20 protein-coding genes and 1 other RNA gene are annotated in these 24219 nt (G+C 59.4%); 11 read left to right on the top strand and 10 right to left on the bottom strand.

Annotated elements, in window-relative coordinates; genetic code table 11:
- The first annotated feature begins 174 nt into the window (after nt 1-174).
- From MMS95_RS13580 to MMS95_RS13570, 3 genes are all read left to right on the top strand, one after another.
- Complete coding sequence (locus tag MMS95_RS13580) at nt 175-480, top strand: cupin (protein ID WP_015377721.1); 306 nt, start codon at nt 175-177, stop codon at nt 478-480.
- Between the two features lie 394 nt (nt 481-874).
- Nucleotides 875-2287: a pyruvate kinase PykF gene (gene pykF / locus MMS95_RS13575; protein WP_004931353.1), complete on the top strand. Its 1413-nt coding sequence runs from the start codon at nt 875-877 to the stop codon at nt 2285-2287.
- Between the two features lie 308 nt (nt 2288-2595).
- The gene (locus MMS95_RS13570) at nt 2596-2832 is read left to right on the top strand and encodes a major outer membrane lipoprotein (RefSeq protein WP_004931354.1); all 237 of its coding nucleotides are present in this window, start codon (nt 2596-2598) and stop codon (nt 2830-2832) included.
- A 141-nt stretch (nt 2833-2973) separates the two neighbouring features.
- On the opposite strand, the gene MMS95_RS13565 is transcribed toward MMS95_RS13570, so the two are convergent.
- From MMS95_RS13565 to sufA, 7 genes are all read right to left on the bottom strand, one after another.
- Entirely contained in the window at nt 2974-3987 is a 1014-nt protein-coding gene (locus MMS95_RS13565) for a L,D-transpeptidase family protein (RefSeq protein ID WP_242141779.1), read from the bottom strand.
- A 296-nt stretch (nt 3988-4283) separates the two neighbouring features.
- Nucleotides 4284-4700 carry a cysteine desulfuration protein SufE gene (gene sufE, locus MMS95_RS13560; protein WP_160125423.1) on the bottom strand — a complete coding sequence of 139 codons (417 nt, stop codon included), beginning with the start codon at nt 4698-4700 and terminating at the stop codon, nt 4284-4286.
- Between the two features lie 36 nt (nt 4701-4736).
- Complete coding sequence (gene sufS / locus MMS95_RS13555; protein WP_242141778.1) at nt 4737-5963, bottom strand: cysteine desulfurase SufS; 1227 nt, start codon at nt 5961-5963, stop codon at nt 4737-4739.
- The gene (gene sufD, locus MMS95_RS13550) at nt 5960-7246 is read right to left on the bottom strand and encodes a Fe-S cluster assembly protein SufD (protein ID WP_004931361.1); all 1287 of its coding nucleotides are present in this window, start codon (nt 7244-7246) and stop codon (nt 5960-5962) included. The genes sufS and sufD overlap by 4 nt, the downstream gene beginning before the upstream one ends.
- Nucleotides 7221-7967, bottom strand: a complete 747-nt coding sequence (sufC, locus tag MMS95_RS13545) for a Fe-S cluster assembly ATPase SufC (protein ID WP_016927936.1) — start codon at nt 7965-7967, stop codon at nt 7221-7223. The genes sufD and sufC overlap by 26 nt, the downstream gene beginning before the upstream one ends.
- A gap of 43 nt (nt 7968-8010) precedes the next feature.
- Nucleotides 8011-9507 (bottom strand): Fe-S cluster assembly protein SufB, encoded by a 1497-nt coding sequence (sufB, locus tag MMS95_RS13540; RefSeq protein ID WP_004931367.1) that lies wholly within the window; start codon nt 9505-9507, stop codon nt 8011-8013.
- A gap of 14 nt (nt 9508-9521) precedes the next feature.
- Nucleotides 9522-9893 (bottom strand): Fe-S cluster assembly scaffold SufA, encoded by a 372-nt coding sequence (gene sufA, locus MMS95_RS13535; RefSeq protein WP_004931368.1) that lies wholly within the window; start codon nt 9891-9893, stop codon nt 9522-9524.
- Between the two features lie 526 nt (nt 9894-10419).
- Between sufA and MMS95_RS13530 the strand changes: the two genes are divergently transcribed.
- On the top strand, nt 10420-10824 hold the full coding sequence (locus tag MMS95_RS13530) for a hypothetical protein (RefSeq protein WP_004931369.1): 405 nt from the start codon (nt 10420-10422) through the stop codon (nt 10822-10824).
- A 45-nt stretch (nt 10825-10869) separates the two neighbouring features.
- Here MMS95_RS13530 and menI read toward each other — a convergent pair whose 3' ends face one another.
- The gene (gene menI, locus MMS95_RS13525; protein WP_016927938.1) at nt 10870-11286 is read right to left on the bottom strand and encodes a 1,4-dihydroxy-2-naphthoyl-CoA hydrolase; all 417 of its coding nucleotides are present in this window, start codon (nt 11284-11286) and stop codon (nt 10870-10872) included.
- Nucleotides 11283-14339, bottom strand: a complete 3057-nt coding sequence (locus MMS95_RS13520) for an FAD-binding and (Fe-S)-binding domain-containing protein (protein WP_242141777.1) — start codon at nt 14337-14339, stop codon at nt 11283-11285. Before MMS95_RS13520 ends, menI begins: the two co-directional genes overlap by 4 nt.
- A 245-nt stretch (nt 14340-14584) precedes the next feature.
- On the opposite strand from MMS95_RS13520, the gene ydiK reads away from it, so the two are divergent.
- Nucleotides 14585-15685, top strand: coding sequence for an AI-2E family transporter YdiK (gene ydiK, locus MMS95_RS13515; protein WP_004931374.1), 1101 nt, complete (start codon nt 14585-14587; stop codon nt 15683-15685).
- A gap of 255 nt (nt 15686-15940) precedes the next feature.
- Nucleotides 15941-16052: antisense sRNA RprA (rprA, locus tag MMS95_RS13510), an RNA gene on the top strand.
- A gap of 109 nt (nt 16053-16161) precedes the next feature.
- Here the strand turns inward: rprA and ppsA are convergent.
- On the bottom strand, nt 16162-18540 hold the full coding sequence (ppsA, locus tag MMS95_RS13505; RefSeq protein WP_004931376.1) for a phosphoenolpyruvate synthase: 2379 nt from the start codon (nt 18538-18540) through the stop codon (nt 16162-16164).
- A gap of 459 nt (nt 18541-18999) precedes the next feature.
- Here ppsA and MMS95_RS13500 point away from each other — a divergent pair, with 459 nt between their 5' ends.
- The 5 genes from MMS95_RS13500 (at nt 19000) to MMS95_RS13480 (ending at nt 24216) form a co-directional block, all read left to right on the top strand.
- Nucleotides 19000-19860 carry a pyruvate, water dikinase regulatory protein gene (locus MMS95_RS13500; RefSeq protein WP_049239973.1) on the top strand — a complete coding sequence of 287 codons (861 nt, stop codon included), beginning with the start codon at nt 19000-19002 and terminating at the stop codon, nt 19858-19860.
- A 197-nt stretch (nt 19861-20057) separates the two neighbouring features.
- Nucleotides 20058-21104 (top strand): 3-deoxy-7-phosphoheptulonate synthase, encoded by a 1047-nt coding sequence (locus tag MMS95_RS13495; protein ID WP_049186319.1) that lies wholly within the window; start codon nt 20058-20060, stop codon nt 21102-21104.
- 105 nt (nt 21105-21209) lie between these two features.
- Complete coding sequence (locus tag MMS95_RS13490; RefSeq protein WP_242141776.1) at nt 21210-21695, top strand: glutathione peroxidase; 486 nt, start codon at nt 21210-21212, stop codon at nt 21693-21695.
- Nucleotides 21696-21866: 171 nt separating this feature from the next.
- Nucleotides 21867-22049: a hemin uptake protein HemP gene (locus MMS95_RS13485; RefSeq protein ID WP_016927944.1), complete on the top strand. Its 183-nt coding sequence runs from the start codon at nt 21867-21869 to the stop codon at nt 22047-22049.
- 94 nt (nt 22050-22143) lie between these two features.
- Nucleotides 22144-24216: a TonB-dependent hemoglobin/transferrin/lactoferrin family receptor gene (locus tag MMS95_RS13480; protein ID WP_015377712.1), complete on the top strand. Its 2073-nt coding sequence runs from the start codon at nt 22144-22146 to the stop codon at nt 24214-24216.
- Nucleotides 24217-24219 lie beyond the last annotated feature (3 nt).

The following is a 24219-nucleotide window of genomic DNA, read 5'->3' as shown; positions in this document are numbered from 1 at the left end:
GAGCACCACCTTGACATGGTGGGGGTCGGTGGTTCGAGTCCACTCGGACGCACCATATTGCTGATTCATCTCTCCCTGTCACGTTATACTTCCCGTTGTATCGTCTCTGCCCGACCGTTCGATTTTTCATGTCGATTGCGCCGAACTACCGCCATCAGCCATCAGGAACGCCACATGACCACCTTCACCGCCAAAACCGCCTTTTTGCCGCTCGACAATGGCCTTGCCCGCCGTGAAGGCGTGATGAGCGACGGTTCGCCGGCGGCGGAAGTGCGTTTCGAGGCCGGCGCCTTCGGCCAGCTGCAAAAGCCCGCGCACGCGCTGCAAACCCGGGTGATATCCGGCGAATTCGAGTTCACCCTCGGCGGCGACACCCGGATAGTACGTGCCGGCGAGAGCCTTACCCTGCCGGCCAACGTCGCCAGCGGCTGCTTCTGCCTGAGCGCCGGCACGCTGCTGGAAATTCCCCAAACGCGTTAAACCTGCATTTACAGAAAGGTTATTTGCGCAACAAGCGGCTCGCAACGCGTTGCATTTGCGCCACATTTAGCCCCGTTTTGCTCTATCCGCCGCACCGCCGCGGTTTTTTATTTTGTTTCCCGCCGCTTAGCCTTTATAATGCGCAACGTCTATCAGTTGAATGGTTTCAGCCCTTGATCTGCGAAAACGCAATAACAACACGATGTGATCTTACCCCGTTGCGCAGCATCCCCGCGCCCCCGCGCGGGCTGAATTTTTCCGCCCCACTTCAACTGTCGTCACCTATCCTTAACTATGTTTTTCACCACCAGGCACGGCCCAAATTCCCTACCGGCGTAAACCGCGCCGGTCAAATTCGTTTTTTTATCCATCACAACTTGTAGAAAACTCCGCCATGAAAAAGACCAAAATTGTTTGTACCATCGGTCCAAAAACCGAATCGGAAGAAATGCTGACCAACCTGCTCAATGCGGGCATGAACGTGATGCGTCTCAACTTCTCTCACGGCGACTATGAAGAGCACGGCAACCGCATCAAGAACATGCGCGCCGTGATGGCGAAAACCGGTATCAACGCCGGCATCCTGCTGGATACCAAAGGCCCGGAAATTCGCACCATGAAACTGGAAGGCGGCAAAGACGCCTCGCTGGTCGCCGGCCAAACCTTCACCTTCACCACTGACCAGAGCGTGATCGGCAACAGCGAGCGCGTGGCGGTCACCTACGCCGGCTTCGCCGCCGACCTGAAGATCGGCAACACCGTGCTGGTTGACGACGGCCTGATCGGCATGGAAGTCACCAACGTGACCGAGAACGAAGTCATCTGTAAGGTGCTGAACAACGGCGACCTGGGCGAGAACAAAGGCGTTAACCTGCCGGGCGTGTCCATCCAGCTGCCTGCGCTGGCCGAGAAAGACAAACGCGACCTGATCTTCGGCTGCGAGCAAGGCGTCGACTTCGTGGCAGCGTCCTTCATCCGTAAACGCTCCGACGTGCTGGAGATCCGCGAGCACCTGAAAGCCCACGGCGGCGAGCAGATCCAGATCATCTCCAAGATTGAAAACCAGGAAGGCCTGAACAACTTCGACGAAATCCTCGAAGCGTCCGACGGCATCATGGTTGCCCGTGGCGATCTGGGCGTTGAAATCCCGGTAGAAGAAGTGATCTTCGCCCAGAAGATGATGATCGAGAAATGTAACCGTGCGCGTAAAGTGGTCATCACCGCCACCCAGATGCTCGATTCCATGATCAAAAACCCGCGCCCTACCCGCGCGGAAGCCGGCGACGTTGCCAACGCCATCCTGGACGGCACCGATGCCGTCATGCTGTCCGGCGAGAGCGCCAAGGGCAAATACCCGCTGGAAGCGGTCAACATCATGGCGACCATCTGCGAGCGTACCGATCGCGTGATGCCAAGCCGTATCGACACCCTGAACGATCGTCGCAAGCTGCGCATCACCGAAGCGGTGTGCCGCGGCGCGGTTGAAACCGCCGAGAAACTGGACGCGCCGCTGATCGTGGTCGCCACCAGCGGCGGCAAGTCGGCAAAATCCGTGCGTAAATACTTCCCGAACGCGGTGATCCTGGCGCTGACCACCAATGAGACTACCGCGCATCAGCTGGTGCTGAGCAAGGGCGTCATCCCGCAGATGGTCAAGGAAATCGCCTCCACCGACGACTTCTACCGCATCGGTAAAGAAGCCGCCCTGGCCAGCGGCCTGGCGCAGAAAGGCGACGTCGTGGTGATGGTCTCTGGCGCGCTGGTGCCGAGCGGCACCACCAACACCGCCTCGGTACACGTGCTGTAATATAAAACGTGACATAATTGTCTTGATCAAAACGCCGCTTTGCGGCGTTTTTTTTATCAGCAGTAAACTATTTTTCTCAAAACGCAACCGCGATCCGCTCATTATTTAGCTAATAAAGAATCGGAGTAGTCCCATGGAAGCCGGCTGTTTTCCCTCGTTTTTTTAACTAATTTGTAAAACCAGATGCAAGTTTGAGCGAACGATCAAAATAAAGCACCTCAACACTAAAAAATTATTCTCTTTCGAAAAAAGTTTGTGTAATACTTGTAACGCTACATGGAGATTAACTCAATCTAGAGGGTGTTATAATGAATCGTACTAAACTGGTACTGGGCGCGGTAATCCTGGGTTCCACTCTGCTGGCTGGCTGCTCTAGCAACGCTAAAATCGATCAACTGTCTTCTGACGTTCAGACTCTGAACGCTAAAGTTGATCAGCTGAGCAACGACGTGAACGCAATGCGTTCTGACGTTCAAGCTGCTAAAGACGACGCAGCACGCGCTAACCAGCGTCTGGACAACCAAGCTCACGCTTACAAAAAGTAAGATAGCTTTGGTTATTGAAAACGGCGCACATTGTGCGCCGTTTTTTTTGTCTGTTCGTCAGCCAGGGGGGTTCCTGCACGGCAGGCAAAAAAAAGAGGTTCAGCACGCTGAACCCCTCTTCGACCGCTCAATCCTGCAAACTTAGTTCACCGAACTGATTGGCGCTGCCTTGAATGGGCTCTTATTCGCCGCAGGAGCCGCTGCAGGCGTCAAACTCACCGCAGACGGACTCCCCCCTACGTTGACCAGCACCGGCATGCCAGAACGGCGTACAACCGCACTATCGAATACGGCGCGATCGGTCTGACCATCGGCCGCAAAGGCTTTCTCCGCTTTAGACAACGCGATCGGCATGGTCTGTGGATCGTCGCTTTCCACCCGCGACAGCGGTTGGTGCACTTCCACATAACGTTTGCCGTCCGGCTCGACCGAAATCTTCACCGGATCGTTGATCACTTGCACCCGCGTACCGCGCGGCACCATGTTGAACAGCGCCTCGATATCCGTCGGACGCAGACGAATGCAGCCGGAGCTGACGCGCATGCCGATACCGAAGTTGGCGTTGGTGCCGTGGATCAGGTATTCACCGCGCCCCATCGCCAGACGCAGGGCGAACAGCCCCATCGGGTTCTCAGGGCCGGCCGGCACCACCGCAGGCAGCGTCACGCCCTGGGCTTGATAGCGCTTGCGGATGTTGGCGGTGGGCGTCCAGGTCGGATTAGGGATCTTCTGGCTAATGGAGGTCACCTCCAGCGGCGTGTGCATCCCGGTCTGGCCGATGCCGATCGGATAGACGATCACTTTGTTCTCGCCTTTCGGGTAGTAATAAAGGCGCAGCTCGGCCAGGTTGACGATGATCCCTTCACGCTTGGTGTCAGGCAGCAGCATTTGGGTCGGAATGGTCAGCACCGTACCCGGCTTGGGCAGGAACGGATCCGTGCCAGGGTTGGCTTCCAGCATGCCCAGCAGGCCGATCTTGTAGTCAGCGGCGATGGCTTCCAGCGGGCGGCCGTCGTTTGGCACGGTATAAGTGGTGTTTTCGCCGATCAGACGGCTGTCCGGCGGCGGCAGCGGGTACTCGGTCGCACTGGCGGCCTGCGTGCCGGCCAATACGGTGGCGAAGACCATGCCCATTAAACTCAACGCACGTTTCATTATCATCCCTATATTTTTTATGACGGTTCGCCCACAAGGCTAACGAGCGCCAGGTGGTGGGTAAATCAGACAATACCTGATTAATACTAGCAACGCTGGTATCAAAGGCAATAAGTCCTCTAAAAATCAACACGTTATAACGTAATCGCCGTCATTGATTGTCAACGAAACGTCAACAGTTAAGCTGCTGAAATATCACTGAATTGGGCGCGTTGCCCGGAGGAAAACCGTGAATTGTAAAGACTCATTGACAAAGCAAAGGTATCAATGAGTCTTGAGGATGAAGGCGTTATGGATCAGGCCAGCTGCACCGCTTTACTGCGAATGGCGCGGATCATCGCCTCCAGCCCCTGCGAGCGCGAAGGCGTCAGATGTTGGCTGAGCGCCAGCTCGGTGAAAAACGGCCGCACATCGAGATCGACGATCTGCTGCGGCGTCAATTGGCGATAAAGAATGAACACCACCGCCAGCAACCCTTTGACGATCGCCGCGTCGCTGTCGCCGTGAAACTCGACCTGCCCCTGCTCATCGCGGCGCATCACGATCCACACCTGGCTCTGACAGCCGGAGATCAGGTTGGCGGCCTGCCGCTCCGCCTCGTCCAGCGGCGGCAATTTAGCGCCGAGTTCAATCACGTACAGGTATTTCTCCTCCCAGTTCAGACAGCGGGAGAAATTACGCACCAATTTATCTTTGTCCGGCAAATTCGCCATGGGGATCCTTTTGTACCGCCGGGGACACGCCCCAGCCTAACCTAATAACTGATGAATGCGTTGCAGCCCGGCCACCAGCCGGTCCACCTCTTCGCGGGTATTATATAACGCCAGCGAAGCACGGCACATGCTCGGCACCTGATAAAACGCCATCAGCGGCATCGCGCAGTGATGGCCGGTGCGAATGGCGATACCGTACTGATCGAGGAAGCTGCCGACGTCATAGGCGTGGTGCTCTCCCAGATTGAAGGCGATCACCCCGGCGCGATGCGCCGGACCATAGATTTTCAGCGTCGGCACCTGCTTGAGCGCCTCGAGCGCGTAATGCATCAGCGACTGTTCATAATCGTGGATCGCATTCAGGCTCAAGGCTTCGACGTAATCAAACGCCGCGCCCAGCCCCATGATGCCGGCGGTGTTCGGCGAACCGGCCTCGAAGCGCCACGGCGGATCGGCGAAGGTGGTGCCCGCCGTCAGGCTGACCTGCCGGATCATCGAGCCGCCCCCTTCCCACGGCGGCATCTGCTGCAACAACGCCTGGCGGCCATACAGCATGCCGATGCCGGAAGGGCCATACAGCTTATGGCCGGAAAACACGTAGAAATCGCAGTCCAGCGCCTGGACATCGACGCGCTGGTGCATCACCGCCTGCGCGCCGTCCACCAGCACCGTCAGATCCGGTGACAGGGTTCTGGCACGGGCGATGATCTCGCGCACCGGGTTGACGGTGCCCAGCACGTTGGAGACCTCGGTCAGCGCCAGCAGTTTACAGGACGCGTCGACCAGTTCCGGCAACCGAGCCAGATCCAGCGTGCCGTCCGGCTGCAGCGGCCACACCCGCAGCTGCAACCCGCGCTCCTGCGCCAGTATCTGCCACGGCACGATGTTGGCGTGGTGCTCCATCTCGGTGATGAGAATCGCATCGCCCGGCTGCAGCAGGTGGCGGCCAAAGCTGTTGGCCACCAGATTGATGCCTTCGGTGGTGCCCTTGACGAACACCATCTCTTCCGCCGAGGCAGCATTGATAAAGCGCGCCGCCTGTTCCCGCACCGCTTCCATCTGCTGAGTCGCCTCGGCGCTCAGGGTGTGGATACCGCGATGCACCGCCGCATACCCGTGGCGGTAGAACTCCAGCTCGCGGTCGATCACCGCCTGCGGTTTCTGCGCGCTGGCGGCGCTGTCGAGATAGGCCAGCGGTTGGCCGTTCACCTCACGCGCCAACAGCGGGAAATCGCCGCGTACGCGTTCAATCGGATAACTCATGCAGCCTCCCCCGGCAGGCGCTGGGCGATGCGCGCCAGCACCCGTTCCCGGATGGTGTCGTTGGCGATGCCTTCGGTCAGCTCGGCGGCGAAGGCGAAGATGATCATCTGCTGCGCCGCGTGCTTGTCGATGCCGCGCGACTGCAGATAGAACAGCTGCTCTTCATCGATGCGCCCCACGGTAGCACCGTGGCTGCACTTGACGTCATCGGCGTAGATCTCCAGCTGCGGCTTGGTATCCACTTCCGCCACCTTGCCCAACAGCAGGTTATGGTTGGTCATCTGGCCGTCGGTTTTGATCGCGTGCTTGGCCACTTTGATCATGCCGTTGAACACCGCCTTGCCGCGATCGCTGACCACGGTTTTATGCAGCTGGCGGCTTTCGCAATAGCCCTTGTTGTGCTCCAGATAGGTGCGGGTGTCGCAAATCTCTTTGCCCACCGGCAGCACCAGGCTGTTGATCACCAGATTCGCGCCTTCGCCGTTCAACTGCGCGCTGGTGTTGTGCCGCGTCAGGCCGGCGCCCAGCAGGAAGCTGTCGCTTTTCACCCGCGCGTCGCGGCCGATAACCAGATCGTTGTGGGCAAAGTGGTAGCTTGGCTGGCTCTCAAACGCCAGCTTGCAGTGCAACAGCCCGGCGTTGTCCGCCACATTGGCGGTCAGGCGCGCGCCGGTGAAATGTGCGGCCTCGCCCAGGCTGACGTAGTGCTCGATCACTTCCGCCTCAGCCCCGCGCCCGATCTCCAGATGATGGCGGTGATGCACGGTGTTCACTTCCCCGGCGGCGCCGCGTCCGCTGCTGATGTGCAGCAGATACAGCGGGCGTGCAGGGATCTTGCCGGCCGGCAGGCGGATCAGGCTGGTTTCCTGCGCCAGGCTTTCGGTCAGGTGCAGAAAAATCTCCGGCTGGATCGGCTCCGGCAACGCCTGAGGCGTGCCATAGGCGGTCAACTCGAACTGGTAGTCGCCCAGGTCGCCATCGCTCAGCGCGGCGCTGTAGCGGCCGTCGATAAACACCAGCCGACAGGCATCGATGCCGAGCGCCAGCGCATCGAGCTGCTCTGCGCTCACCGGGGCGGGCTGCGGCTCGAGGAATTGCTGCTCCAGCAGGCTCTCCAGCGGCGTGTATTTCCAGTTTTCATGCTTGCGCGTCGGCCAGCCGAGGCGCAGCGCCTGCTGCCAGTGCGCCAGCGCATGCGGCGAACGCTCGCCGCCGCGGCCTTCGAACAGGCGATACAGTTGCTGCAGCGCGTTTGAATTACTGTTGGTCGGTAAGCCAGCCATAGCCCTGCTCCTCCAACTGTTTCACCAGCGAGAAATCGCCGGATTTGACGATGCGCCCCTGGGACAGCACGTGTACGTAATCCGGCTGGATGTAGTCCAGAATGCGCTGATAGTGGGTGACGATGATAAAGGCGCGCTTGCCGTCCCGCAGCGAGTTGACGCCGTTGGCGACGATTTTGAGCGCATCGATGTCCAGGCCCGAATCGGTTTCATCGAGAATGCACAGATCCGGCTCCAGCGCCGCCATCTGCAGAATGTCGTTGCGTTTTTTCTCGCCGCCGGAGAAGCCGACGTTGACCGAACGGGTCAGCAGATCGGCCGGCATGTCCAGCAGCGCGATTTTCTCTTCGATGAAATCGGCGAAGTCAAAGCGATCCAGCGGCTCCTGCTCGCGGTATTTGCGCACCGCGTTGACCGACGTCTGCAGGAAGAAGTGGTTGCTGACGCCGGGGATCTCCACCGGGTACTGGAAGGCCAGGAACACGCCCTCGCCCGCGCGATCTTCCGGATCCAGCTCCAGCAGATCCTTGCCCTTGAAGGTGACTTCCCCTTCGGTCACTTCGTACTCTTCACGCCCGGCCAGCGTGGCGGACAGCGTGCTCTTGCCCGAGCCGTTCGGCCCCATGATGGCGTGCACTTCGCCCGGTTTGATCTCCAGATCCAATCCCTTGAGGATCTCGTTACCTTCCACGCTGACTTTCAAATTCTTGATGCTTAACATGCTGTGTCCTCAGATAGCGCCGACGGCGCTAAAAATGCGGCGATTAACCCACGCTGTGTTCCAGGCTGATGGCCAGGAGTTTTTGCGCCTCGACGGCGAACTCCAGCGGCAGCTCGGAGAAAACGTCCTTGCAGAAACCGTTGACGATCATCGAAATGGCGTCATCCTCGCTGATGCCGCGCTGCAGGCAGTAGAACAGCTGGTCATCGCCGATCTTCGAGGTAGTGGCTTCGTGCTCCAGCTGAGCGCTGTTGTTGCGCGCTTCAACGTAAGGGAACGTGTGGGCACCGCTGTCCGGCCCGATCAGCATCGAGTCGCACTGGGTAAAATTACGGGCGTTTTCCGCCCCCGGCAGGATTTTCACCAGGCCGCGATAGGTGTTCTCGCTGTGGCCGGCGGAGATGCCTTTGGCGATGATGGTCGACCTGGTGTTTTTGCCGATGTGGATCATCTTGGTGCCGGTATCTGCCTGCTGATGGCCGCTGGTCAGCGCCACCGAGAAGAATTCGCCGATCGAGTTGTCGCCCTGCAAAATCACGCTCGGGTATTTCCAGGTGATGGCCGAGCCGGTTTCCGACTGGGTCCAGGACATTTTCGAACCGGCGCCTTCGCACAGCGCGCGCTTGGTGACGAAGTTGAGGATACCGCCCTTGCTCTCGCCGCCGGAGAACCAGTTCTGCACCGTCGAGTATTTCACTTCGGCGTCTTTATGCAGGATCACTTCCACCACCGCCGCGTGCAGCTGGTAGCTGTCGCGCACCGGGGCGGAACAGCCTTCGATATAGCTGACGTAACTGCCTTCGTCGGCGATCAGGATGGTGCGCTCGAACTGGCCGGTTTTGGCGGCGTTGATGCGGAAGTAGGTCGACAGCTCCATCGGGCAGCGCACGCCTTTCGGCACATAGACGAAGGTGCCGTCGGAGGCCACCGCGGCGTTCAGCGCAGCGAAGAAGTTATCGTTGGACGGCACCACGCGCCCCAGGTATTGACGCACCAGATCCGGATATTCCTGGATCGCTTCGCCGAACGAACAGAAGATCACCCCGCTCTCCGCCAGTTTTTCACGGTAGGTGGTAGCGACCGAGACCGAGTCGAAGATGGCGTCCACCGCCACCTCGCTGCCCTCGCGCACCGGCACACCGAGCTGGTTGAACGCCAGCTCCACTTCGCTGGTCAGGTAATCTTTTTCCGTCGCCGCGCCCGGTTGCTGCTCGGCGCCGGGTTGCGAACCGCATGCATCGTCGCAGCTGCCGCAGGACGGCGCCGAATAGTAACTGTAGTCCTGATAGTTCAGGCGTTCGTAATTGGCCTTCAGCCAGTGCGGCTCTTCCATCTGCAGCCAGGCGCGATAAGCCTCGAGGCGGAATTCCAGCATCCACTCGGGTTCGTTGCGCTTGGCCGAGATGGCGCGCACCACCTCTTCGTTGATGCCCTTGGCCAACTCATCGGTTGCCAGCTGGGTGAAGAAACCTTCTTTGTAGCGACCTTCGCTGACCCAAGCCTGCACTTCATTAGGCATTTCTACATTGCTTCGTGTCATGTTGATTGCATCGCTCAAACGCCAAAGCTCTCGCCGCACCCGCAGGCATGCTGAGCTTTAGGGTTGTTGAATTTGAATATCTGATTCAGCCCTTCGCGGACGTAATCTACCGTGGTGCCATCGATGAACGGCATGGCCTTCAGCGGCACATACAGTTTGGCGCCGTCGCGCTCAAACAGCAGATCGTCATCGGCGGGTTCGCGGGTCAGATCCAGCACATAGGCAAAGCCGGCGCAGCCGGATTGTTTCACCCCTAGCTGCAGCCCTTTCACCTGCGGATCCTGCTGCATCAGTTTGGTTATTTGTCGTACGGCGCTGTCGCTGAGCGAAATGCCTTGCCAGACATTTTCATCCAGAGAAAAAGTGCCGACATTTTCCGTTTGCATAGGGTCTACCTCACACTCGTGTTTGGCCACAGCCAATCTGGGTTGCTTATATGTTAGTGATAACGATTATCACTTCAACCGTTTGTTTTGCGGGGGTATCCGCCGCAAGCGCGGTTTTTCGCTGCGGCGTGCGGCAAGCCAGCGGGACATCCGTGGCGGCTTGCGGCGTCTGGCGGCAAGGTGTGCATGCTATCCCTATGAATTTGTTATTTATCCTGCATCACCGTACCGCACTCCCCGGTGGCCCGTCAGCGTTACAGCGCCGCGGTACGTTGCCGATCTAAACATTCATAGAAAATACCTATTTCTGCATTCTGTCTGTCGTAAATGTGCGTTTATCGGCATTTCGTGGCGCAGCGCAAGCGCGCGCCCTCAGGTTAAAGTTTAGTCGCTCAGCATCAAGTTGGGTCGTCGGCGGCCTTTTACACCCCGCGCAATGAAAAAACGCCACGCCGGGGATTGATCGGCAACACGGCAGTTTATATGATAATGATTATCATTCAATTTGAATTTGAGCGCGAAGCCAATGACTCTTTCGATCAACGCATGGTTGCTGGGCAAGATTGATGACTACAAATTCAGCGTGCGCGACGCCACGGTGGACTTTTACATGGCCGAAGCGGCGCTACGGCGCCCGGAATGCAATATCGACCACCTGAAGCGGTACAACAGCGTCAGCCTTACCATGGCCAATTTGTGTCTGGAGAACGGCGACGACGACAGCTACCTGCACGCGCTCAGCAAGCTGCACAACCGGCTGATCGTCGAGATCAACAACCCACAGCGTTGCCAGCTGTTTCGGGTGCAAAGCTACCACTTCGCCCGCCATACGCTGACGCTGATCTGCCAAAAATATGCAATGGAAGGCACCTGGGAGAAGGCGAACGCGTTTCAGAAGGACTTCGTCAAACGCGTGCCGTTTCAGCTGTAAAGCGAAAGGCTCCGCAGGCCGAGCGCCTGCGGAAAGCAGCGGGGATCAGTCGATGACCGCCGTGGTCAGACGCGAGGTGCAGCACAACCGATCGCGCGCGTCGAAGATCTCGATTTGCCACACCTGATGACGACGGCCGACGTGCAGTGCGCGGCACACCCCGCGCACCTGGCCATCGAACACCGCGCGCAGGTGGTTGGCGTTGATCTCCAGCCCCACCACTTTCTGCTCGCCCTCACTGCACAGGTAGCCGGCCATCGATCCCATCGATTCCGCCAGCACCACCGACGCCCCGCCGTGCAACAGCCCGAACGGCTGCCGGGTACGGCCATCGACCGGCATGGTGGCCTCGAGGAAATCCTCGCCCAGTTGGGTAAACTCGATGCCCACATGGCTGACCATGCAGCCGTCACCGGCGCGGTTCAGCTGCTCCAGCGATGTTTCACGTTTCCACAATTTCACTCAATCATCTCCAGAAGTGCCTGTAATGGGTGGCGCACGCCATTGCCCTCGATGCGTTTCACCTGGCTGCGGCACGAATAGCCGGTCGCCAGGCAGCGCTGCCGCGGCAAACGCTGTAGCGTCGGATGCCATGATAGCTCATAAATGCCGAGCGAGTTTTGCAGGTTCCTGGCTTCATGGCCGTAAGTGCCCGCCATGCCGCAGCAGCCGACGCTGACGTTCTCCAGTTTGGCGCCGAAACGGGCGAAGATCGCCGCCCACTGTTGGCCGCTGGCCGGCAGCGCGGTGGTTTCGGTGCAGTGGCCGAACAGATACCACGGCTCGCCGGTCGCCGGCTGTTCGGCACGATCCGCGATCCGCTGCTGCAGCCATTCATGCACCAGCTGCACCTGGAAATCGCCGCGCTCGGCGCCGAGGATCTCGCGGTATTCGTCGCGGTAGCACAGCACCAGCGCCGGATCGACGCCCACCAGCGGCATGCCTAGCTGCGCCACACGGTTGAGGAAATCGGCGGTTTTGCGCGCGGTGCGGGCGAACCGCGTCAGGAAGCCCTTCACATGCTGCGCCTTGCCGTTCGGTGAGAACGGCAGCAGCACCGGTTTATAGCCGAGCTTCTCCACCAGCCGGACAAAGTCCGCCACCACTTTGGCGTCGTAATAGCTGGTGAACGGATCCTGGACGATCAACACGTGTTCTGCGCGCTGCTCGGCGCTCAGCCCTTCCAACTGCTCCAGCGTCAACGTGGTCGCGCGGTGGCCGGACAGCTGCTGACGCAGCGTCGGGCTGGACAACAGCGGCAGATCGACCATGCCGATGGCGTTGCGGCTCATCTCCCGCAGCCACGGCTGGCGGAAGAAGAAGTTGAACACCTTCGGCGCGCGGGCCATCAACGGGGTATAGCTCTCCACGCCGGCGACCATGTAGTCGCTTACCGGGCGCAGATAGCGAGTGTGGTAGAGCTGCAGGAAGCGCGAACGGAATCCCGGCACGTCAATCTTGATGGGACACTGGGTTGAACAGGCCTTACAGGCCAGGCAGCCGGACATCGCCTCTTTCACTTCGTGCGAGAAGTCGTACTCGCCCTTGCCGGCGTGCCAGCTGTTGCGGGTTTTCTCGATCAGGCCGCGCAAGCTGAGGCGCTGCTGCGGCAGCTGTTTCTCCAGCGCCAGCGGATCGACCCCCTGCTCGGCCAACAGACGCAGCCACTCGCGCACCAGCGTCGCCCGCCCTTTCGGCGAATGAATGCGGTTGCCGCTGACCTTCATCGACGGGCACATCGGGCTGCGCACGTCGAAGTTGAAGCACAGACCGTTGCCGTTACACTCCAGCGCGCCACGGAACGAGGTGCGCACCTCGACCGGGATCTGGCGATCGAAGGTGCCGCGTTTGACCGCATCCACCTGCATCATCGGCGCATCCACCGCCAGCGGCGAACAGATCTTGCCTGGGTTCAGGCGGTTATCCGGATCGAACGCCGCCTTGATGCGGCGCAGCTCTTCATACAGCGTTTCTCCGAAGAATTCAGGGCTGTATTCCGCGCGGAACCCCTTGCCGTGTTCCCCCCACAGCAGGCCGCCGTATTTGGCGGTCAGCGCCACCACCCGATCGGAGATCTGCTTCATCAGCACTTCCTGCTGCGGGTCGCACATGTCGAGCGCCGGGCGCACGTGCAGCACCCCGGCGTCGACGTGGCCAAACATGCCATAGCTCAGATTGTGGTCATCGAGCAGTTGCCGAAATTCGACGATATAGTCCGCCAGATGTTGCGGCGGCACACAGGTGTCCTCGGCGAACGGAATCGGCTTGGCGCGCCCTTTGGCGTTGCCCAGCAGCCCGACCGCCTTCTTGCGCATGTTGTAAATGCGCTCGATGCCAGCCAGATCGCCGCAGATCTGGTACCCGATCACGCCGCCCTGCCGCTGCGCGATCAATTCGTCCAGCCGTTGGCACAGGGCCTCCATCTGGCCGTCGATCAGCGCCCGATCGTCGCCGGCGAACTCGACGATGTTCAGCCCGAGCATCTCTTTATCCGGCACGTCGGCGATCAGTTCGTTCACCGAGTGCCAAACGATGTCTTCACGCGCCAGGTTCAGCACCTTGGAATCGATGGTTTCCACCGACAGCGCCTTGGCCTCGACCATAAAGGGCGCATTGCGCAGCGCCGAGTCGAAGGAGTCGTACTTCACGTTAACCAGGCGGCGCACTTTCGGCAGCGGCGTGATGTCCAGCCGCGCCTCGGTGATAAACGCCAGCGTGCCCTCGGCACCGGTCAGAATACGCGTCAAATCGAAGGTTTGCAGATCGTCGCTCAGCACGTGGCGCAGATCGTAACCGGTGAGGAAGCGGTTGAGCTTGGGGAATTTCTCCAGGATCAGCGCGCGCTGCTCGCGGCAGCGGTTGAGCACCGTGCGGTAGATGCGCCCTTCGGCGGTCTCTTCCAGAGCAATCGTTTCCGCCAGCGCCGTCGGCATGGCGCGGGTATCGATCATCTCACCGCCCAGCAGCACCGCCCGCAGGCCCAACACGTGATCGGAGGTTTTGCCGTACACCAGCGAGCCCTGGCCGGAGGCATCGGTGTTGATCATTCCCCCCAGCGTGGCGCGGTTGCTGGTGGACAGTTCCGGCGAGAAGAAGTAGCCGAACGGCCGCAGGTATTGATTCAACTGGTCCTTGATCACCCCGGCTTCGACTTTCACCCAGCCTTGTTCGACGTTGATCTCCAGAATGCGGTTCATATGGCGCGACATATCGACCACGATGCCGGTATTGAGCGACTGGCCGTTGGTGCCGGTGCCGCCGCCGCGCGGGCTGAAGGTCAGCGTGTTGAAGCGCTCTTCTCCGGCCAGACGGGCGATCAGCGCCACGTCGGCGGTGGAACGGGGGAACACCACCGCATCGGGCAGCAGCTGATAGATACTGTTGTCGGTGGCCATCGTCAGCCGGTCGGCATAGCTGGTGGCGGTATCGCCGTTGAATCCGTTTTGCTTCAGTGCTTCCAAAAAGTCGAGCACCCGTTGAACCAGGCCGGGCGCCTGAGAAATCTGTGGGATCATTCGCTTTTTTGACCCTGTCCGTCTATTTTTTATGCGCTGATGTACGCTGAATCGGGCCTTTAATTCAGACCCACCCTATTTTTTAGTGACACTAAAAACTAACATACTCGTTTAGTGAAGGCATTCACATTATTACCGCCCTGCGAGCGCCGCCACAGGCGGCCGCCCGGCGGTGAGAAACCGACCGACAGGCACCCCGATTCGCCGGTGCCAGGGATTTAATTGACCAGGATGAGAACCCACTGATGCCACTCCCGCAATCGCGTTACGACTTACCGCGAATTATTTTCGGCGTGCTGTTTATCGCCATCATGATCGTCGCCTGTTTTTGGGTGATCCAACCGTTTATTCTCGGCTTCGCCTGGGCGGGCATGGTGGTGATCGCCACCTGGCCGCTGCTGCTCAAACTGCAAAAGCTGCTGTGGGGCCGCCGTTCGCTGGCGGTGTTGGTCATGACCCTGCTGCTGATCCTGCTGTTCATTCTGCCTATCTCACTGCTGATCAGCAGCGTGGTGGATAACAGCGCGCCGCTGATCGCCTGGGCCAGTTCGCCGGGCAAACTGCATATTCCCGATCTCGCCTGGCTGCAGTCCGTGCCGATGATCGGCGACAAACTCTATACCAGCTACCACACGCTGGTTAACGCCGGCGGCGCCGCGCTGCTGGCGAAGGTGCAGCCGTACTTTGGCCAAACCGCCACCTGGTTCGTGGCGCAGGCGGCGCATATCGGCCGTCTGCTGCTGCACTGCGCGCTGATGCTGCTGTTCAGCGCCTTGTTGTACGCGCGCGGCGAACAGGTGGCGCTGGGTATCCGCCACTTTGCGGTGCGCCTCGGTTCCGCGCGCGGCGATGCGGCGGTGCTGCTGGGCGGCCAGGCAATTCGCGCCGTCGCGCTGGGCGTGGTGGTGACGGCGTTGGTGCAGTCGGTGCTGGGCGGCATCGGTCTGGCGGTAAGCGGCATTCCTGCCGCCACTCTGCTGACGATGCTGATCTTCATCTGCTGTGTGGCGCAATTGGGGCCGCTGTTGGTGCTGGTGCCGGCCATCATCTGGCTGTACTGGCACGGCGACACCACCTGGGGCACCGTGCTGCTGGTCTGGAGCTGCGTGGTGGCCACGCTGGATAACGTGCTGCGCCCGGTGCTGATCCGCATGGGCGCCGATCTGCCGCTGCTGCTGATCCTGTCCGGCGTTATCGGCGGTTTGCTGGCCTTCGGCATGATTGGCCTGTTCATCGGCCCGGTGGTGTTGGCGGTGTCTTATCGCCTGCTGACCGCCTGGATGGATGAAGCGCCGGAGCCGACCTCCGCGCCGGAGCAAGTCATCGACGAGCTGGAAAAACGCTAATTCCCCCTTCCGCCCGCACCGTCGGGCGGAACTTTTCACGCCCGTCATTATTCCTACCTCATTCGAGTAATATCTCCGCCCAATATAATGCCGCCCTATATTGATTACGGTACGGCGAATGAAAGGTGCAATGTAAATCCCTGTTTGTTGCAAACGGAAAAAAGAGATAACTCCCGCAAATAAAATGTGATGCCGCTATCGATTAGGATGATTCTTAATGACTAGTCGCGTTCAAAAATCTAGTATTATGGCCATCTATTGCTTCAAATCACTGATTTTAAAGCAACCTTTCTGAACAATGTAATGCCATACATGTGAATTGCTGTGTGTAGTCTTTGCCCATCTCCTACGGTGGGCTTTTTTTTATTCTTTTTTCGTCGAATTGATTATTTTACGCGCCGTTATTTACATTCGGAAATAAAAAGGCCGCAGCGTTAACTGCGGCCCGGCGTTAATGCCTCAGTGAGGCCGAGACATTATTTCTTTTTCGACAAATTGATCCAGGTCTGCACCACAGTGTCCGGGTTAAGCGACAGGCTGTCGATGCCCTGCTCCATCAGCCACTCGGCGAAGTCTTCATGGTCAGACGGGCCCTGGCCGCAAATGCCGACGTATTTGCCGTGGCGCTTGGCCGCCTGAATCGCCATCGACAGCAGCGCTTTCACCGCCTCGTTGCGCTCGTCGAACAGTTCCGACACTACGCCGGAATCGCGATCCAGCCCCAGCGCCAGCTGAGTCATGTCGTTGGAGCCGATGGAGAAGCCGTCGAAGTGCTCGAGGAACTGATCCGCCAACAGCGCATTGGACGGGATTTCGCACATCATGATCACTTTCAACCCGTTTTCGCCGCGTTTCAGCCCCTGACGCGCCAACTCGGCCACCACCGCTTCCGCCTGCGCCACGGTGCGCACGAACGGCACCATGATTTCGACGTTGGTCAGCCCCATATCGTTACGCACGCGTTTCACCGCCTCGCACTCCAGCGCGAAGCAATCGCGGAAACTGTCGGCCACGTAACGGCCGGCGCCGCGGAAGCCCAACATCGGGTTCTCTTCGTGCGGTTCATACTTGTCGCCGCCCACCAGGTTGGCGTACTCGTTGGATTTGAAGTCGGACAGACGCACGATCACGCGCTTCGGCCAGAAGGCGGCGCCCAACGTCGCGATGCCTTCGGTCAGGCGACCGACGTAGAACTCGACCGGGTGATCGTAACCCTGCATCAGCGCGCGAATTTCATTTTGCAGCGCCGGCGTCTGCTGGTCGAACTCCAGCAGCGCGCGCGGGTGCACGCCGATCATGCGGTTGATGATAAATTCCAGCCGAGCCAGGCCCACGCCTTCGTTCGGCAAACGCGCGAAGTCGAAAGCGCGATCCGGGTTGCCGACGTTCATCATGATCTTCAGCGGCAGATCCGGCAGCTCGGTCACTTCGGAGCTCTGCACGCTGAAGTCCAGCATGTCGCTGTAAACGAAGCCGGTGTCGCCTTCCGCGCAGGAGACGGTGACTTTCTGGCCGTCTTTCAGCACGTCAGTGGCGTGGCCACAGCCCACCACCGCCGGAATGCCCAGCTCACGGGCGATGATCGCCGCGTGACAGGTGCGCCCGCCGCGGTTGGTGACGATCGCGGCGGCCTTCTTCATGATCGGCTCCCAGTCCGGGTCGGTCATGTCGGTCACCAGCACGTCGCCCGGCTGGATGCGATCCATTTCGCTGATGTCGTGGATCACTTTCACCGGACCGGCGCCGATGCGGTGGCCGATGGCGCGGCCTTCCACCAGCACCGGGCTGGTGCCGTTCAGCTGGTAGCGTTCCATGGTCTGCTCGTTGGAGCGTACGGTCTCCGGGCGCGCCTGCACGATCAGCAGCTTGCCGGTATGGCCGTCTTTCGCCCACTCGATATCCATCGGGCGGCCGTAATGTTTTTCGATCAGGATCGCCTGCTGCGCCAGCGCCTGCACTTCTTCATCCGTCAGCGAGAAACGGCTGCGCTGCGCTTCCGGCACGTCTTCGATGCGCACCTGCTTGCCGTGATCCTGCGACGGCGCGTATACCATGCGGATCTTTTTCGAACCCAGGTTGCGGCGCACGATCGCCGGCTTGCCGTTTTGCAGCGTCGGTTTGTGCACGTAGAACTCATCCGGGTTCACCGCGCCCTGCACCACCATTTCACCCAAGCCGAAAGCGGAGGTGATGAAGACCACCTGATCAAAGCCGGACTCGGTGTCGATGGTGAACATGACGCCCGAGGAGGCCAGATCCGAGCGCACCATGCGCTGTACGCCGGCCGACAACGCCACGCCGCGGTGATCGTAGCCCTGGTGCACGCGATAAGAGATGGCGCGATCGTTGAACAGCGACGCGAACACGTGCTTGATCGCCACCATTACGGCGTCGATGCCCTGCACGTTGAGGAAGGTTTCCTGCTGACCGGCAAAGGAGGCGTCCGGCATGTCTTCCGCCGTGGCGGAGGAGCGCACCGCAAAGGAAGCTTCCGGTTCGCCGTCGGCGAGCTGTTGGTAAGCCTGATGAATTTCACGCTCGAACTCGGCGTGGAACGGCGTGTCGATCACCCATTGGCGGATCTGGGCGCCGGCCTTGGCCAGTTGGGCAACGTCGTCAACGTCAGTCTGATCCAGTAACTGATAGATGCGCTGGTTAACACCGCTTTGTTCGAGGAAATCGTTAAACGCCTGTGCGGTGGTGGCAAAACCGTTAGGCACGGCCACGCCCAAATCGGAAAGATTGGTGATCATTTCACCGAGGGAGGCATTTTTGCCGCCGACACGGTCAACGTCGTGCATGCCAAGCTGGTTGTACCAAAGCACATTACGCAAGTCTGGGCCATTGTTGGACATCGAGACAATCCTTATTGCTATCAGTAGGGTAAAGACGGATTTAATTCGCTTGCTTTACGGCACCGCTAACACGGAGCCGAATCAGACTAGCACACTGATCCGGGGAAAATGGAAAGGTGAATCGATCAACCCACTGAAGAAAGTGGTTTTTAAGAGAATGTCCTAACCGGCTGATTTGCCTGGGAACCGTTCCCAATCGCACGAAAAGCTTAGTTCTCAACAAATTACGCTCTTTTTAAAATTCTGTTTTAATGACCACGCAAACGCTATCGTTTTTGGTGAAAATAGCGGCAAATTTACGTTTCGGCTCGAACAGCGTCGCTGCGCCGCGATTTCTACCGCCGCCAAAGCGCGCTTTTCTTCGTGCGCCGCCGCAAGACGCTTTACCGCCCCGCCGTCACAATTTTTTCCCTCGCCCCTTTACCCGCGGATCGTCTGCGGCTCATGATATTGGCAGTGATGACAGCAGGAACACCGTTTTCAGGTAAGGAGCCTCGGGTGGAAAGAAGCGTTTTTTATATTTCGGATGGTACGGCGATCACCGCGGAAGTGCTGGGGCACGCGGTGCTGTCGCAGTTCCCGGTCACGGCGACCACGTACACCTTGCCGTTTGTCGAAACCGAGGCGCGCGCACGCGCAGTTCGCCAACAAATCGATGATATCTATAATGAAACCGGTGTACGGCCGCTGGTGTTTTACTCCATCATCTCGCCGGAAGTGCGCGACGTGATCGTTCAGAGCCAAGGCTTCTGTCAGGATATCGTGCAGGCGCTGGTCGGCCCGCTGCAGGGTGAGCTGGAGGTGGAGCCGACGCCGGTGCCGAACCGCACCCACGGCCTGACCGCCAGCAACCTCGGCAAGTACGACGCGCGCATTGCCGCCATCGACTATACCCTGGCGCATGACGACGGCATTTCGCTGCGCAACCTCGATCAGGCGCAGGTGATCCTGCTCGGCGTGTCGCGCTGCGGCAAAACCCCCACCAGCCTTTATCTGGCGATGCAGTTCGGCATCCGCGCCGCCAACTACCCGTTTATCGCCGACGATATGGACAATTTGCACCTGCCGGCCTCGCTGAAACCGTTTCAGCATAAATTATTCGGCCTGACCATCGATCCGGAGCGCCTGGCGGCGATCCGCGAAGAACGGCGCGAAAACAGCCGCTACGCCTCATTGCGCCAGTGCCGCATGGAGATCGCCGAGGTCGAGGCGCTGTTCCGCAAAAACCAGATCCGCTATCTCAATACCACCAACTATTCGGTCGAAGAGATCTCCACCAAAATCCTCGACATCCTTGGCATGAGCCGCCGCATGTTCTGATCTTTTCCTCGCGGGGCCGTCGCGCCCCGCCGCCTGCCGTTTATTTCAGCAGCAGCTGATTTTTTTGTGCTTTTTTTCGCGGCTTTGATCAACAGAACGCAATCTCTACGGTTGAATTCAGCGCTTTTTGCGTTATTGTGATCGCCATCACTTCCCGGCACTCCTGCCGCAGAGAAGAACAGTTTCCAGGGAACAACATGTACAAAACAGATGAACTGCGGACCGCGCGCATCGACAGCCTCGTCACGCCGCAAGCGTTGGCGGACAAGCTGCCGATCTCGGCGGCCGTCGCCGATAACGTGACAGCGTCACGCAAACGCATTGAAAAAATCCTCACCGGCGAAGACCGCCGCCTGCTGGTGGTGATCGGCCCCTGCTCCATTCACGATCTCGACGCCGCCGTCGATTACGCCGGCCGGTTGAACGCCCTGCGCGAACGCTACCAGGATCGCCTGGAGATCGTGATGCGCACCTACTTCGAAAAACCGCGCACCGTCGTCGGCTGGAAAGGCCTGATCTCCGATCCGGCGCTGGACGGCACCTTCCAGGTGAACCGCGGCATCGAAATGGCGCGCCGCCTGCTGCTGGAAGTGAACCAGCTCGGCCTGCCGACCGCCACCGAATTCCTGGACATGGTCGTCGGCCAATACATCGCCGATCTGATCAGCTGGGGCGCCATCGGCGCACGCACCACCGAAAGCCAGATCCACCGTGAAATGGCCTCGGCGCTCTCCTGCCCGGTCGGCTTCAAAAACGGCACCGACGGCAACACCCGCATCGCCATCGACGCCATTCGCGCGGCGCGCGCCGGGCACATGTTCCTGTCGCCGGACAAACATGGCCAGATGACCATCTATCAGACCAGCGGCAACCCGTACGGCCACATCATCATGCGCGGCGGCAAAACGCCGAACTACCACGCCAGCGATATCGCCGCCGCCTGTGACAGCCTGCGTGAATTCGATCTGCCGGAGCACCTGGTGATCGACTTCAGCCACGGCAACTGCCAGAAAATGCACCGCCGCCAGTTGGAAGTGGCCGACAACGTCTGCCAGCAGATCCGCGCCGGCTCTGCCGCCATCACCGGCGTGATGGCGGAAAGCTTCCTGGTGGAAGGCACGCAGAAGATCGTCGCCGGCCAACCGTTGACCTATGGTCAGTCGATCACCGATCCTTGCCTGAGCTGGTCCGACAGCGAACAGTTGCTGGCGATGCTGGCGGATGCGGTCGATAGCCGTTTCTGACGCAACATAGACCGGGGCCTCGCCCCGGCTTTCTCCCTTCTGTCCCGCTCATCTATACTGATTGCAACGCTTTAGCACCCGCCGAAACGCACTGGGAGCCCCGGCATGATTCACTCTCTGTTATCCATTCCCTGCGTCACGCTGCAGGGCGAGCAAAAAACGCTGGGCGATTTCCCGGCGCGCGCTTACCTGGTGGTCAACACCGCCAGCAAGTGCGGCTTCACCCCGCAATACCGCGGGCTGGAAAATTTGTGGCGATACTATCGCGAGCGCGGCCTGATGGTGCTCGGCTTCCCCTGCAACCAGTTTGGTTCTCAGGAGCCGGGCAGTCCGCTGGAGATCGCCAATTTTTGCAGCCTCAACTTCGGCGTCAGTTTCCCGCTGTTCAGCAAGATCGACGTTAACGGCCCCGGCGCCCACCCGCTGTTCAATGAGCTGAAACGCCTGGCGCCCGGCATTCTGGGCAGCCGCCGCATCAAATGGAATTTCACCAAATTCCTGCTCACCGCCGACGGCCAGCGCGTGACGCGCTTTGCGCCGATCACCAAGCCCGAACGCCTGTTTGACCGCATCGAAACCCTGCTGAAATAACGCCCCTTTTTTACGGGCCGAGTGCGCTCGGCCCGCCGCCGTATGTCCGTTCGACAAAAAGGTTCCATCGGTAAGAAAATTTTCCTTGATGTAACCTTTCCTTCACATGATAATGATTCTCAATTTGATATTAATTACCATTTAATAACCTGTTTTATAAGCACAATGATGATGGATACTGCCAACACGCCAACCCCCGCCGCCGCGGCCCCGACCGAGCACAGCGCAAACGCGCCGCCCAGCTACGACAGCGCACAGCTGCTCGGCGCCGACGGCATCGCGTTCATTACCCATCAGGGCCAGCGCTATCAGCTGCGGCAGACCAAAGCCGGGAAATTGATCCTGACCAAATAACCACAGAACCCTCAAACGCCAGCCACCCCGATCGTTTGATCCAGGCAGCCAGCAAATCTATTGATATGTTTTATTACATACGGAGAGTTGCACCATGCCTCTGACATTTTCCACCCGGCTGCGTTTTTCCGCGTTGAGTCTGGCGATTGCCTGCGCTCTGCCTACGGTGGCCTTGGCACAAAACACCAGCACAACAACTTCTTCCAACGCGGCAGCGGCCAAAAACGCCGACGAGACCATGACCGTGGTCGCCACCGGCAACCAACGCAGCAGCTTTGAAGCGCCGATGATGGTCACGGTCATCGAAGGCAACTCGCCGGAAAGTCAAACTGCAGGCACCGCCGCCGATATGCTGCGGCGCGTGCCGGGCATTACCGTCACGGGTTCCGGGCGCAGCAATGGGCAGGATCTCATGATGCGCGGTTACGACCGACGTGGCGTGCTGACGTTAGTTGACGGCATCCGCCAGGGGACCGATACCGGCCATATTAACGGCACTTTTTTGGATCCTGCGTTAGTGAAACGCATTGAAATCGTGCGCGGCCCCTCCGCGTTGCTGTACGGCAGCGGCGCGTTGGGTGGCGTAGTGTCTTATGAGACCGTCGATGCCGCCGATCTGCTGCTGCCGGGCCAGGATAGTGGGTTCCGCGTCTACGGCACCGCCGGCACCGGCGACCACAGCCTGGGCATGGGCGCCAGCGCCTACGGCAAGACCGATAACCTCGACGGCCTGCTGTCGTTCGGCACCCGCGACGTCGGCGATCTTCGTCAGGGCAACGGCTTCGATGCGCCTAACGACGAAACCATCAGCAACGTGCTGGCTAAAGGCACCTGGAAGATCGACAATAGCCAGTCGCTAAGCGGCAACCTGCGCTACTACAACAACAGCGCCCAGGAGCCGAAAAACCCGCAAACACCAGCCAGCTCCAGTGGAAACTTAATGACCGATCGTTCGACGATTCAACGCGACGCGGCATTGAGTTACAAACTGAAGCCGATCGGCCAGGATTGGCTGGATGCGGAAGCGAAAGTGTATTATTCAGACGTGAAAATTAACGCTCACGCCAATGGCAGCGAGGATGAAGCGCGTAAACAAACCACGAAAGGCGTCAAACTCGAAAACCGCACGCGCCTGTTTGCGGATACTTTCGCTTCACATCTGCTGACCTACGGCACCGAGGCCTACAAACAGGAGCAAACGCCGGGCGGCGCTACCGAAAGTTTCCCGCACGCAAAAATCAATTTCGCTTCAGGCTGGCTGCAGGACGAAATCACGCTGCGCGATCTGCCCGTCACCCTGCTCGCCGGCACCCGCTATGACAATTACAAGGGCTCAAGCGACGGCTATGCCGATGTGGATGCGAACAAATGGTCCTCACGCGGCGCAGTCAGCATTACGCCTACCGACTGGCTGATGCTGTTCGGCTCCTATTCTCAGGCGTTCCGCGCGCCAACGATGGGTGAGATGTACAACGACTCCAAGCACTTCTCAATTCCAATGGGGCCAACCACCATCACCAACTATTGGGTGCCTAACCCGAATTTGAAGCCGGAAACCAACGAGACCCAAGAGTACGGGTTTGGTCTGCGTTTCGATGATTTGATGCTGGCCGATGATAGCCTGCAGTTCAAAGCCAGCTATTTCGATACCAAAGCCAAGGACTACATCACCACCGATGTCACGATGGAACTGGGACGCGGTCCGCGCGGCCCTTACTGCATCAGTTGCACCACCTTCTCGACCAATGTCGATCGCGCCAAAATCTGGGGATGGGACGCTACGCTCAGCTATAAAACCCCCTGGTTCGGCTGGGATTTGGCTTACAACCGCACCCGTGGCAAAAATGAAGCGACCGGTGACTGGTTAAGCAGCATCAATCCGGACACCGTCACCAGCTCGCTGGACGTGCCGCTGGGCGAAACTGGTCTGTCTGCCGGCTGGGTCGCCACCTTCGCCGAACGCGCGACGCGCGTGGAGACAGGCACGGCCGAACAAGCCGGTTATGGCGTCAACGACTTCTATCTGAGCTACAAGGGCCGCGACCGTCTGCAGGGTATGACCACCACCGTGGTGTTGGGCAACGCCTTCGACAAAGAATATTACTCGCCGCAGGGCATCCCGCAGGATGGCCGCAACGCCAAACTGCTGGTCAGCTACCAGTGGTAATCA

The organism is Serratia sp. PGPR-27 (assembly GCF_022678525.1).
Taxonomy (GTDB): Bacteria; Pseudomonadota; Gammaproteobacteria; order Enterobacterales; family Enterobacteriaceae; genus Serratia; species Serratia nematodiphila.
The sequence above is the reverse complement of the archived record's forward strand: the minus strand, read 5'-3'. Positions and strand labels throughout refer to the sequence as shown.